Here is a 13,321-nt window from a genome sequence, read left to right on the forward strand (position 1 = left end):
ATTTTCATTGGTGTAAATTTGTGAAATTCGTGTTTCTAGAACAGTCCGTTTAATTCAGCATCAATTCTGTTAATGATGTTTCCTAAGTCTTCCGGATTATCTACGAAATTAATATTGTCAACATCAATAATCAATAATTTTCCTTTAGTGTATGTTTGTATCCACGCTTCATATCTTTCGTTCAGACGACTTAAATAGTCAATTGAAATAGAATTTTCGTAATCACGTCCGCGTTTGTGAATCTGTCCTACCAGATTTGGGATAGAGCTTCTCAGGTAAATTAACAAATCAGGAGCTTTTACTAATGACTCCATTAATTCAAAAAGAGAAGTGTAATTTTCGAAGTCACGACTTGTCATCAATCCCATAGAATACAGGTTGGGAGCAAAAATATGGGCATCTTCATAAATGGTTCTGTCCTGAATAATTTTCTTTCCGCTTTCGCGAATTTGTAATATCTGGCGGAAACGACTGTTTAGAAAATAAATCTGAAGATTGAACGACCAACGCTCCATTTGATGGTAAAAATCATCTAAATACGGATTGTCAACTACATCTTCGTAATGAGGCTCCCATTTAAAATGTTTCGCCAACAATTTAGTTAAAGTAGTTTTTCCGGCTCCTATATTTCCTGCTATCGCTATGTGCATTACGGTGTTACGATTTTATAATTTGTGATTTCTTTAGCTGTAAAAATAGATAAAATTTGGTCTTTGTAATAGAATTTGTCGAAGGATTTTTCTAAAATCTCAATTTCAGAAAATGCATTGGATTCCGGACTTGTAATATCTTTAAAATACAACAAATTAGCCTTGCTGAAAAGATATTGATGATGGTTCATAATTTCGACAGCATCATATTCGGGGATTTTGCCCAAAGCCGTTATTTTTCCGAAAATGGTACACGAGAACCAATTGTTTTTTTTGTCAATCCAATAAAAAGTATTGAAATCGGTCAGGTAATATTTTATAGGTTCTGTTAATGGTGTAGAAACCGTTTTATATTCATTATTCAGATAATCAAAAAGACCAATTTGCTGATTTAAAGAATTGTAAATCCACAATTGATTTTGCGCTGACATTCCAATTGCCGAAACGATAATTGGGGTGTTGCTAAACGAAAAATTAATTTCAGTAATTTTATTCAGTTGATTGTCGAGTAAAACCACTGTATTGAAGTTTTCGTAAAACAAAACTATTTTAAGCGGATTCTGTAAGTCGACTTTCGTGATCGTTCCGAGAGAAACATTTTTATATTCGAAAACCTCTTTTTCTTTGATTTTGGAGAAGACATTATTTTTGATTTGATAATAGTATCCAAACGAATCATAGCCTAAAAACTGATCGATATTATTAGCAAAATGAGAGACTGGGACTGCCTTTATTTTTAGGTTTTGCGAAAAGACAGTTGAGAAAGAACAGATCACAAAAAGAAAGGATAAAAGAAAAGGATGTGTTGCTCTGTTCATGATGTTTACGTTTCTAAGAGCCAAATTACAAAAAACTACAGTAGAAATGGCGCAAAACGCTGTTATTTAGATTTTGCCGCTTTCGGAATTGTAATGGTCTGATAAATAATTGATTTTATCTATATCTTAAGGGAGTTGATCTATTTAATTTTTTGCATTTTAAAATAAACAATACATTTGAGTATAAGTTTATTAGACCAAATTCACTTTTAAAGATAACACAATGAAAAAAGCAATCTATTATATGTCGTTGATGCTTGTAATCACACAGATGCAGGCTCAGAAAGATTTTCAGGGAATGGCCGTTTACGAATCGAAAACACAGGCTCCAAAAATGGGAGAAATACGTGCGAATCGTGAAATTACACCCGAAATGCAAAAGAACATGGAAGAGCGAATGAAGAAAATGCTCGAAAAAACATTTGTTCTGAATTTTGATAAATCGGCTTCTATTTATAAGGAAGAAGAAAAATTGGAAACCCCAGGGCAACAAGGAGGTGGAATGAGGGTTATGGTGAATTCCTTTATGGGCGGTGGAGGAACTTTTTATAAAGATGTCAAAGCCAAAACCTACACGGTAGATAAGGAATTTATGGGTAAAGAATTTCTGGTAATAGATTCCCTGCCGAAGTTAAACTGGAAAATGGAATCTGAAACGAAACAAATTGGTGGATACACTTGTTATAAAGCCACAGCAGTAAAAGAAGCCAGCAAAACAGATTTTAGGAATCTCAGACCTAAAAACAAAGAGGAGAAAAAAGACGATAGCGGTAAGGCTTCCGGAGAAACGAAGACCAATTTTGCGGATAATTTCGAAATGCCCAAAGAGATTATTATAACTGCCTGGTACTCGCCGGAGATTCCGGTAAATCAGGGACCTGAGAATTATTGGGGATTACCGGGTTTAATACTTGAAGTAAATGATGGAAGAACTACTATTCTATGTTCTAAAATTGTATTGAATGCCAAAGATAAAATTGAAATCAAACCTTCAAAAAAAGGGAAGGTGATTTCGCAGAAGGACTATGACGAAACGGTCATAAAAAAAATGGAAGAGTTGAGAGAAATGAACCGCGGTCGTGAAGGCGGTCCGGGAGGTGGTCCGGTATTGATAAGACGTTAATTTATAGCACATCATTTTTAGCTTTTTCCAATGAAAAATATATTTGTTTTCGTTATTTTTTTAATGACGTCTCTTTGTGTTGCCCAAACTGTACGTTTTGATGGTTTTATTCAGGACGAAAAAAAGAATCCATTGGAAATGGCCAATGTGATGGCGGTTAATACGGCTACAAAAGCTATGGATTCGTACGGAATTACCAATGACAAAGGAAAGTTTCAGCTGACATTGAAGCCTAATACTTCTTATTCCATCAAGATAAGTTACCTCGGGATGAAATCAAAAGAAATTGCGATTTCAACCCAAACCGCGAATATCGCCCAGAATATAGTGATGGACGATGCCGGAATTGAATTAGAGGGTGTTGAGATAGTGCGTGAAATGCCGGTGTCGATTAAAGGCGATACTATCGTTTACAATGCCGATTCTTTTAAATCCGGAACCGAAAAAAAGCTGGAAGATGTATTGAAAAAACTGCCGGGTGTTGAGGTAAATGCCGATGGAGAGATTGAAGTCGAAGGCAAAAAAGTCAGTAAATTAATGGTCGAAGGAAAAGACTTTTTTGATGGGGATACGAAACTCGGGGTTAAAAATATTCCGGCCGATGCCATTGATAAAATTCAGGTTCTGAGAAATTACAATGAAGTCAAAGCACTAAAAGGTCTGGAAAACGATCAGGACAATGTCGCGATGAATATCAAACTTAAGGAAGGTAAAAAGAACTTTTGGTTTGGCGATGTGACCGCCGGGATTGGCGTTGCAGAACTTGACAGCCGTTATATCATCAATCCGAAATTGTTTTACTACAGCCCGGAATACAGTATCAATCTCATTACCAATTTTAATAATATTGGGGAGTTGCCACTTACAGCACAGGATTATTTTAAATTCACAGGAGGATTTAAGAATATGATGAAAAAAGGAGGAAGCAATTTTAATGTTTCGTCTAATGATTTGGGAATTTCGATTTTGAGAAACAATCGCGCTAAAGAAATTGAAACGAAATTTGGGGCAACAAACTTTGCTTATACCGTTACAAAAAAATGGAACATCAGCGGTTTTGGGATATTATCTACTTCGAAAACTGATCTCGAAACCAAATCGAAAACAACTATTTTAGATTCCGGAAACGAACAAAAAAGGGATGAATTAACGCATCAAAAAAATAATTTGGGACTTTTTAAACTCAGTTCGAGTTATAAACCCAACGAAAAATTCCAGTTTGATTACGATATCTTAACCAAATTATCCAAACAAAATGAAGATACCAGTCTGCTGCGTGAATCAGTTGTGAGTAACATTTCGGCTTTGGAAACCATTTTGACCAATAAAAGACAGGATCCAACTTCGGTAAATCAGGATTTGAGTCTCTATTACACTCAGAGCGATAAAAACATCTTCGCTTTTGAAATGCAGCATTTGTATCAGGATGAAAATCCGTTTTACAATGCCAACTTACGTACGCAGCCCTTTGATCTGGCTGGTTATATTTCCGGACAAAACAGAAACGATTTGAACCAGGAGCGGTTCGTAAAAACCAATAAAATCGATGCTAAATTGGATTACTACTATATGGTGACACCCAAAAGTAACATCAATATTACGCTCGGAAATACATTTTCGTATCAGGATTTTAATTCTCATATTTTTCAGATTTTGGACAATGGAACTAAAAATGATCTGAATGATCCCACGAATAACAATCAGGTACAGTACAATTTTAATGATGCATTTCTGGGATTTCACTATAAAATACTTGCCGGTAAATTTACATTGACCCCTGGAGTCAGTGTGCATACTTACAACATGAAAAATACACAATCAGGAACCGGCTATTCGCAAAACTTTATGAAAGTATTGCCTGATTTTTTTGCCTTGTATCAAATCAAAAAATCAGAAACGTTAACTTATAATTTCTCTTTATCTAACGATTTTACCGATATCAATCAATTGGCTTCGGGCTACGTTTTGTCCGATTACAGCAGTTTGTTCAGAGGAAACCGTTATCTGGAGAATGCCACATCGCAAGTGCATTCACTACGTTATTTCAAATACAACATGTTCAATTTCGAGAATATTTTTGCCAATGCGACCTATACTAAAAAAGTAGATGCTATCAAAACAAAAGCAAATTTTGAAGGGATAAACCAGTCTTCATCGCCATATAATTCGAACCTGGCCGACGAAACTTTTACCGGAATGGGGAATTACGGACGTTCTTTCCTGAAAAACTATAAAGCTTCTGTTAACGCCAGTTTCAATTGGTCAAAATTCAATAACATTCAGAACAACGTACTGGCAACTACCGAAAGTTTTAGTCAAAGTTATACCGTAAGAGCTTCAACAAACTATAAAAACTTTCCGAACATCGAATTTGGATATAATGCACTAATTAACAAATACAGTGGATCAACGTTTTATACGGATAAGCCTTTTGCCAGATTGGATTATTACTTCCTGAAAAGTTTCTCGTTTGTTTCGGAATATGAATTTTACCATTATTACAACGGCAACAAAACGGTGGATAACGAATATGATTTTTTAAGTGCCAGTTTAATTTATCAAAAAAAGGACAGCAAATGGGAGTATAAAATTGCAGCTACTAACCTCTTAAATACAAAGTACCTTAATGACGACAGCTTCTCACAGTTTTCTACAAGGGTTTCCCAATATACGGTACAAGCCCGTTACATCATCTTTTCGATGAAATATAATTTATAGTATTTTGAGTACAAAGTACGGACTTTCAGTACTCGATTTTAATTAGAATACGGTATCTTTACGCGCGATATTAACAACCAAAATTTTGAACATGCGCAATTTTACCTGGAGTTTTTTAATGTTTTTTTGTTTCGTTTTTACTTCTTTTTCTCAAACAAAAACGCTTGAAAAAGGAACTTATCTTTCTACCAATAAAGGTCAGAAGATCAAACTGAATTTATTAGAGAATAACAAATACGAATTGGTTTTTTATTCCGGCGATTATCAGATAAAGGGAGATTCGGTATCATTTACTTCAATTGACAAGCCGGAAAGTGGCTTTGATCTTGTTTTTAAAAATGATAAAAAGGCCAAAAAAGTTAAAATTAAATTTATTAATCCGTCTTATTATTCCTTTTTTATTGGTTCGCAAAACGGATCGAATGAGATTAAGTACCAACGATTATCAGATATTTGGAGCCAGGAAAATGTAGAAAGTGCCAATCCTGATGCTGAATTTGAAATTGACCGTGCAGATTACCTGTATTTGGTTTTCGAAGATTATAAGGGAGAAAGTAAAGTTTCGAAATTTGCTTTGCCAAAAGAAGTCTCAGAGGTAACGATCAACTACCAACCCGATCTTTTTGGGAATTTGAATATTTCCGGTTTCTTTAATAAAAATACAAATGAACTTATGGTTTCGGAGAAGTCCGGAAAGGATCCGTTAGTTTTTGTTAACCAAAAAAATGCCCAGCCTGAAAAAACGTCAAAAGTAGTTCCGCTGGAAATTAAGAGTATTGTAAATTGGACTTATCCGGGGAAAGATATTGCAGAGAGTGAAGAGTATGCCGTAGTAGTCGATTCTGCTGCTACAGCGGCTGATTCTGTATATGTTCCTGAAATTTATGATTTTAAATTCAAAATTCAAGACAATCTTAAAAGTGCTCTCGCGGCAACTGCAGCTGATAAAACTAAATTCTTGGTTGTGGCAGTTGATACTAAAAATCCTTCTGCAAAAAAGGATTTTGATACTTTTATTGAAAAACAGGAATCTCTTTTGGGCGTTCATATGGCTACTGCTTATAGCGCAGAAAATGATTCTTTTAATTTTTATCTGGCCAATGCCAATGATAAAAAATGGCTGAAATCAGTTAAAATTACGGATGATAAAAGTTTGATTGTCTTAAATGAGAATGGGGACGTTTTAGCAAGTGCAAAATCCACATTGTTGGAAAAAGAAGCACTTTTTGATATCTACTCGGATTTTGCCAGACAACTAAAAATTGCAGATACTTATTATTCGCTCGGCAAAGTGGTAAAAAATAAAAAAGCAAGTGACGAAGATTTAATTGCAGCATTCCGAAAATCAGTTCTATCTTATGATTTTGGAAATTATTATACAATATACGACCAAACCAATCAAGAGGACTTTAAATTTGCCAATACTAAGGTGGATCTAAAAGAAGTGACTCCGGTATGGAAAAAACTAATTGAGACACATCAAAAAGATACGAAACCAAATATGTATCTGGTGGAGACTATTTTGAAAGAAATCAAAAATCAGGGATTCTCTAAACAAGTTTCGAAAGAAGATAAAGTTTTAAATGATACTGATTTTCTTTCAATCGATTATTTAATCAAACATTATGATGCTATTGATGCGGAGCGTTTAGTATACAATGAAAAAGAAGGAGAGAAACACAATATGGGAAGTCTAAATCAAGAAATTGCAGGAGCTTTACAGCAAAACAAGAATATCGTGTCAAATGAAGCTTCCGTTGCAGGTAACCAGGACAAAACAATCTCGGTCTACAAAAAACTAATTGCAGCCGGAAAAGGAAATTTTGAGACCTATCAGAATTATTTAGCTTATTTAGCTGAAACAGCTGACAACGATGGCTCTAATGGAGCTTATTTGAAAGAATTCAATGCTTATTTTACTACAAATCTGGGAGATAAAGGAAATGTAATTGAAAGATTGGATCAGATGTTTGGGGCATTAGGGACTGATTCTGAATATGGTTTCAATGGTTGGAACTGGTTTAAGGAATACCATTCTAATCTTTGTAATTCAGCGGCATGGACAGTAGTATCAAGACCTGGAAATACCGATTTTTTAAAATCAGCAATAGGATGGTCTGAGTATAGCCTTGCCGTTACAAAGAACAATCCTTATTACTTGGATACCCTGGCGCAGTTGTATTATAAAGACGGACAAAAAAACAAAGCAATCGAGACACAAATTTTGGCTGCTAAATATCTGAACAGTGAAGTTGAAGAACAAACAGCAGTGGAGATCAGAGAGACACTAACAAAAATGCAAAACGGAACCTATTAAAATAGAAGTGTTTCGTAAAGTAATACCCCGACAGTTTTCAGGAACTGTCGGGGGTATTTTTTTAGTTTTTTATTTGTACAAGCACGTTTATCATATAACGATTTACGGTTTTCTTATTGTCTTTAATTTTGCCACTGGCGCTGAGGTACGTAATCAGAATTTTATATTTTGAAGTTTGCACCTCCTGAGTTACTTTTTTATCATAATCGTGATCTCGTCTAAAATCAGGACTTGTATTAATAAAATCAGTAATTTTTAATGGAATGCTTTCCTTGTTAATCTCTAAATTTAATCCGTAATCTTCTACCGTAGAGGTAAGAGAATAGCTTTTATTCTCAATTTTTACACAATCATGACATTCATAAGGGTTGTCACTGGAAAGGTCAACTGAAAAGTCATATCCGTGAATGTTCAGCACCTTGTTTTGTTGGTAATAAAAGTAAAACGAATCATTGATTTGTTCTTCTCTGGCATATTCTGACTGATATTCATAACCTAAAGCTTCCATGATTTCATAATCGCTTGGATCTTTCTCTTTTTTAAGGAGGGTTTCCAGCTTGGTTTTGGCATACGGAACCATAATTTCAACCCCATAATTGCGCTCTAAAAATGAAACAATACTGCTTAAATCCTGTTGTTGTTCGAAACTCAGTTTTTTAGCGGTTTTATTTTGTACATAACTTTCAAAACGGGCCAGCTGACTGTATTTCGAAATCGAATTGGCGCTTTGTGGTCCGGCTATAGAAAACAAGCCTGCGAGACATAAACTTATTGGAATGAACTTTATTTTAGGATGCTTTTGAATGAGAAAATATCCCACAACAAGGGATAACCATACCGACATTAACAGTACATAATAGCGTTCATGTGTAAAACCATACAGATTGATTCGGTACAAAATAGCCCAAAAAAGCAATACTAATAACGGAATTAATAAAAAATAAAACCAGCGGTTAAAAGTTCGCATCCAGAGATTAGCCGTTTCAGTTGCAATGGGATGAACCAATAAAAAAGAAAGGATTCCGAAAATAGCAAACACCAAAACGAGATAGGAAACCCAGCCGACAGGCAGTGAAAGTGTCAGCAGAATTTTTGCTTCATAACAAATTAAAATCACCAGATACAGACTAATCAGGGGCAACAACACAAATTGAGTGAAGTTTTTAAGTCCTTTCGGGTAATTTAAAACCAGGGGAGCCGTGCTGTTATTCGTTTCCGGAACACCGCTTAAAAAGAACGTGGTATTAAAAACCCCGGCAATCACAAAAAAGACATGCATGTAAATGCGATCGTAAAAGTCAATATTAAAAAGCTTGTCAATCGCTAAAATTGCCAATGCCAAACCCGAATAAAGCACTATACTGTACAAACCTGCCGTTAAAATTCTTAGGAAAAGCTGTTTGTTGAATTCCCAAAACTCATCCTGATTGTAAGCTCTTGGCAGGAAACCGGCAAATGAAACCAATAAATGAAATACAATATTCAGAACCATAAACTGCTGTATTTCGACATCTGTAGTATACTTGTGAAAAGTATTGACAAAGAGAAAAACAAGACTTCCTAAGCCAATACTAAGGGCAAAACGCAGGAAGTTATTTTTTTTAGCAGCTAGAAAAAACAAACTGACAGAGAGAAATAAAACGAGACTCAAAGAGCAGCTCATTAAAGCTTTTTCATAGAATTCTTTGTTGGGACTGTTATAATTTCCTTCGCTAAGAATTATGGCAAAGACAGTTCCTAAAATGGCGGTTAAAATTTCTAAAGGAAATCGAAGAATTGTTTTTAGCGTTGCGTTCAGAACGTTTTGTAACGATGGGAGTTTACTCATTTTTTTTATCAGTTATACCAATTGAAGGATTATTGATGCTATCATTTTCTGGTATAATGCCGATATAGTATGAAAATAGTCTGATTTTGATTAGACTATATGGAATACATAATCGGTATTATTTTGTACTAAGGAAGGTAAATTGTAAGAGATAAACAAATAAAAATCGCAATGCTAAAAAAAGAATACTGCCATTTTGCTGATTTTGCATTTCGATAATGTTTAAGAGCCTGAGCCGCTTTTTATTCTCTTTAAATCACTAAGTTTGGAATACTAAATTTAAAACGTATGAAAAATAAAATGATCCTCGTTTTGATTGCTTACGGAGGAGTAGTTTTTTCGCAGGCAGTTAAGAAACCTTTAGTTTCAGCAATTACAGATAAAGATTTAAAAACCGATATGTACCAGATGGCCGGAGATCATTTTAACGGTCGTGAAGCTGGAACTTTAGATGAATTAAAAGTATCGATGTGGCTCGCCAATAAAGCCAAAGAGGCCGGAATGGCACCGGCAGGTGATGACGGAACTTATTTTCAGTTTTTTGATTTGTACAGGCATCAGGTGACACCCAATACAAAGTTTAAAATTGGACAAAAAGAATATAAACTGTGGAAAGATGTTCTCGTAGCAGAAACGACGAACATTAAAGTAGACGCACCATTGGTTTATTTGGGTGCAGCCACTAAAGAAGCAATTGAAAAAGCCGATATCAAAGGAAAAGCAGTTGTATTACTAGCTTCCAAAGAAGGCATTGCTGACGATATTTCGCTTTTCGACAGACGTTACCCGGGTTTGGTTCGAAACAAATATTATGATCTTGTGGTAAAAAAGGGCGCAACGGCTCTGATTATGGTTGCCGATGAGTTAGCAGAGCAAAGCTGGTCTCAGGTGGAACCGCAAATGACAAGAGGAATTTATGGAATTGAAGGTTTTCGAGATAAAATTGGTGCTACAATGCCCGTTTTTTGGGTGCACAGCGATCAATTGGAATATCTAAAAAACACCAAAGATCTTTTATCAACTGAAGTAATTTCAGAAACGTATAAATATCCTTCGGTGAATGTTGTAGGTAAAATTGAAGGAACAGATCCTAAACTGAAAAACGAATATGTTCTTTTTAGCGGACATCAGGATCACGATGGGGTAAGACAAAAATACGGACAGGACTCTATTTACAACGGAGCCGATGATAATGCCAGTACCTGTGTGGCCATGTTAGCGATTGCAAGAGCGTATAAAAAGCAGCCTGGTAAAAGAACTTCTTTATTTGTTTTTCATGGTTCAGAAGAAAGAGGATTATTAGGTTCAAGATGGTATGCTTCGCACACTACAGTTCCTGAAAAAGATATTGTTGCTGTATTAAACGGAGATATGATTGGAAGAAATAATGTCAATCAGGCGGCTCTTTTAGGTTCCAGTTCTCCTCATGAAAATTCATCTGATCTGGTTGCAATTGCCAAAAAAGCAAACGATGAAGGCCCTAAATTTGATCTGGATAAACTTTGGGACAGACCGGAACATCCGGAGTATTTTTATTTCCGTTCCGACCATTTGCCTTATGCAAGAAGAGGAATCCCATCTGTTTTTTATACCAGTGTTTTACACAGTCAATATCATACACCAATGGACGAGTCTGAAAACATTGATTTTGTAAAATTGCGCAAAATGACCGAGTGGATGTACCGTACAGGCTGGATTTTATCAAATGATGCAGGTCGTCCGAAAACATTGCCTAATGTGAAATTGGAGCGTTAGGAAATAGTGGTTTGTGTTGAGTTTTAGACGCGGATTCGCTATCGCGAAAACGCGGATAAAAACGGATTTTTATACTTTTTTACTGGGAAGTAATTTAAAAACATGCGATACAATTTATATCATAGTCCAATTCAAAAATAGGCATAACAAAAAAGGCTTTCTTAAATTTTAGAAAGCCTTTTTTTTGTCAACTAATTCGATAGTTTTCAAAAATAAAATCCGTTTTTATCTGCGTTTTTACGAAGTAAATCCGCGTCATCCGTGTTGAAATAAAATCTGGATTTCGCCGAATAATGCAGGCCATCAGGGAGTAACATAAAAAAACCGATTTCTAAAAATAGAAACCGGTTTTTTTATGTTTAAGAATAAATAGTTATTGTCTAACAATCTAAAAAAATCCAAGCTAGTCTAATAATCTATTTAGTCTGATAATCTATTTAGTCTGATAATCTAAGATCTATAATCCGAAAGCCGCTTTTACCTGGTCAACAAAATCAAGTTTTTCCCAGGTAAACAATTCCACAGTAACTGTTTTTTCGTTTCCACCCGGAGCAGAGAAAGTTTTAGTTACAGTTTCCGGTTTACGTCCCATGTGTCCGTAAGCGGCAGTTTCACTGTAAATAGGGTTTCTCAATTTCAAACGCTGCTCGATAAAGTAAGGACGCATATCAAAGATAGCTTCTACTTTCTTAGCGATTTCACCGTTGGTTAAGTTTACTTTAGAAGTTCCGTAAGTATCAATAAAAATACCCATTGGTTCAGCAACTCCAATTGCATAAGAAACTTGTACTAAAATCTCGTCAGCAACACCTGCTGCTACTAAGTTTTTAGCGATATGACGTGTTGCATAAGCTGCACTTCTGTCTACTTTACTTGGATCTTTTCCAGAGAATGCACCACCACCGTGAGCACCTTTTCCACCGTAAGTATCCACAATAATTTTTCTTCCTGTTAAACCAGTATCTCCGTGAGGTCCTCCAATAACGAATTTCCCTGTTGGATTGATATGGTAGTTGATTTTATCATTGAATAAATGCGCGTGAGCTGGATTTTTAGCAATGATTCTTGGAATCAAAATTTCGATAATATCTTTTTTGATTTTAGCCAGCATTGTAGCTTCTTCGTCAAAATCATCGTGTTGAGTTGAGATTACGATCGCATCAATACGAGTTGGTTTATTATCGTCACTGTACTCTAAAGTTACCTGTGATTTTGCATCAGGACGTAAATAAGTGATTTCCTTATTTTCACGTCTTAAGATAGCTAACTCCTGTAATAATTTATGAGACAAATCAAGTGCCAATGGCATGAAGTTTTCGGTTTCGTTTGTAGCGTAACCAAACATCATTCCCTGGTCTCCAGCACCTTGCTCTTCCGGCTTAGCCCTGTCAACACCTTGATTAATATCTGCTGATTGCTCATGAATTGCTGAAAGAATCCCGCAAGAATTTGCCTCAAACATATATTCGCTTTTAGTATATCCAATTTTACGGATTACTTCGCGGGCAATTTGCTGCACATCAAGATAAGTATTCGATTTTACTTCACCAGCTAAAATTACCTGACCTGTAGTAACCAGAGTTTCACAAGCTACTTTTGAGTCAGCATCAAATGCCAAAAAGTTATCAATTAATGCATCCGAAATTTGATCTGCAACTTTGTCTGGATGCCCTTCACTAACAGATTCTGACGTAAATAAATAAGCCATAATAATTTATATAATTTATTAAATTAAAATTAAGCGAGAAAAAATAATTGCTAAAAAGGGCTAAAGGAGAATTTCTGCTTTAGCATTTTTTACTACCGAAAGTAATGTTTCAGTACCCATAACGAACCGTTTCATTATGAAGAGGTTGCAATCAGTTCAAATTTTTCCTCTTGTATTCGCGTGCAAAGGTATAAAACCATTTTGATTTGCAAATTAAACTTTTCATTTTTTTGATTTTAGAAGCAGAAATTTAACATATCATACTATTTTGATAGGGTAATAGAAATTATTTTGGTTTTTGTTTGGCTGATTGGAAAATAGTTCGCAAATTTGCCCCATCAAAATAAAACAAAAGATGAAATTAACGATTTGCAATATGTCATGTATGATGCCGGAGCCTTCCG

General features: G+C 35.3%; 8 protein-coding genes. 4 read left to right on the forward strand and 4 right to left on the reverse strand.

Annotation, left to right across the window (positions count from 1 at the left end; translation table 11 throughout):
* Positions 1–35: 35 nt before the first annotated feature.
* Positions 36–650: a deoxynucleoside kinase gene (locus JO950_RS01085; RefSeq protein ID WP_017498354.1), complete on the reverse strand. Its 615-nt coding sequence runs from the start codon at positions 648–650 to the stop codon at positions 36–38.
* The gene (locus JO950_RS01090; protein ID WP_202700665.1) at positions 650–1,468 is read right to left on the reverse strand and encodes a hypothetical protein; all 819 of its coding nucleotides are present in this window, start codon (positions 1,466–1,468) and stop codon (positions 650–652) included. The genes JO950_RS01085 and JO950_RS01090 overlap by 1 nt, the downstream gene beginning before the upstream one ends.
* A 223-nt stretch (positions 1,469–1,691) precedes the next feature.
* Here JO950_RS01090 and JO950_RS01095 point away from each other — a divergent pair, with 223 nt between their 5' ends.
* The 3 genes from JO950_RS01095 (at position 1,692) to JO950_RS01105 (ending at position 7,626) form a co-directional block, all read left to right on the forward strand.
* The gene (locus tag JO950_RS01095; RefSeq protein WP_202700666.1) at positions 1,692–2,591 is read left to right on the forward strand and encodes a GLPGLI family protein; all 900 of its coding nucleotides are present in this window, start codon (positions 1,692–1,694) and stop codon (positions 2,589–2,591) included.
* A 30-nt stretch (positions 2,592–2,621) separates the two neighbouring features.
* Positions 2,622–5,309, forward strand: coding sequence for a carboxypeptidase-like regulatory domain-containing protein (locus tag JO950_RS01100; RefSeq protein ID WP_202700667.1), 2,688 nt, complete (start codon positions 2,622–2,624; stop codon positions 5,307–5,309).
* A gap of 91 nt (positions 5,310–5,400) precedes the next feature.
* Complete coding sequence (locus JO950_RS01105; protein ID WP_237732251.1) at positions 5,401–7,626, forward strand: CDC27 family protein; 2,226 nt, start codon at positions 5,401–5,403, stop codon at positions 7,624–7,626.
* Positions 7,627–7,687: 61 nt separating this feature from the next.
* On the opposite strand, the gene JO950_RS01110 is transcribed toward JO950_RS01105, so the two are convergent.
* On the reverse strand, positions 7,688–9,454 hold the full coding sequence (locus tag JO950_RS01110) for a DUF4153 domain-containing protein (RefSeq protein ID WP_202700668.1): 1,767 nt from the start codon (positions 9,452–9,454) through the stop codon (positions 7,688–7,690).
* A gap of 288 nt (positions 9,455–9,742) precedes the next feature.
* Here JO950_RS01110 and JO950_RS01115 point away from each other — a divergent pair, with 288 nt between their 5' ends.
* Positions 9,743–11,209, forward strand: a complete 1,467-nt coding sequence (locus JO950_RS01115) for a M28 family metallopeptidase (RefSeq protein ID WP_202700669.1) — start codon at positions 9,743–9,745, stop codon at positions 11,207–11,209.
* Positions 11,210–11,666: 457 nt separating this feature from the next.
* Here the strand turns inward: JO950_RS01115 and metK are convergent, their stop codons facing one another.
* Entirely contained in the window at positions 11,667–12,917 is a 1,251-nt protein-coding gene (gene metK / locus JO950_RS01120) for a methionine adenosyltransferase (protein ID WP_173966537.1), read from the reverse strand.
* Between the last annotated feature and the right edge of the window lie 404 nt (positions 12,918–13,321).

The sequence above is a fragment of the Flavobacterium sp. UGB4466 genome (assembly GCF_903469665.1).
In the GTDB taxonomy this organism is placed as follows: domain Bacteria; phylum Bacteroidota; class Bacteroidia; order Flavobacteriales; family Flavobacteriaceae; genus Flavobacterium; species Flavobacterium lipolyticum.

Bases quoted from the DNA above. Each gene is read 5' to 3' on its own strand.
- JO950_RS01105 (WP_237732251.1), top strand. From the start codon at position 5,401: ATGCGCAATTTTACCTGGAGTTTTTTAATGTTTTTTTGTTTCGTTTTT.
- JO950_RS01085 (WP_017498354.1), bottom strand. From the start codon at position 650: ATGCACATAGCGATAGCAGGAAATATAGGAGCCGGAAAAACTACTTTA.
- JO950_RS01095 (WP_202700666.1), top strand. From the start codon at position 1,692: ATGAAAAAAGCAATCTATTATATGTCGTTGATGCTTGTAATCACACAG.
- metK (WP_173966537.1), bottom strand. From the start codon at position 12,917: ATGGCTTATTTATTTACGTCAGAATCTGTTAGTGAAGGGCATCCAGAC.
- JO950_RS01110 (WP_202700668.1), bottom strand. From the start codon at position 9,454: ATGAGTAAACTCCCATCGTTACAAAACGTTCTGAACGCAACGCTAAAA.
- JO950_RS01100 (WP_202700667.1), top strand. From the start codon at position 2,622: ATGAAAAATATATTTGTTTTCGTTATTTTTTTAATGACGTCTCTTTGT.
- JO950_RS01115 (WP_202700669.1), top strand. From the start codon at position 9,743: ATGAAAAATAAAATGATCCTCGTTTTGATTGCTTACGGAGGAGTAGTT.
- JO950_RS01090 (WP_202700665.1), bottom strand. From the start codon at position 1,468: ATGAACAGAGCAACACATCCTTTTCTTTTATCCTTTCTTTTTGTGATC.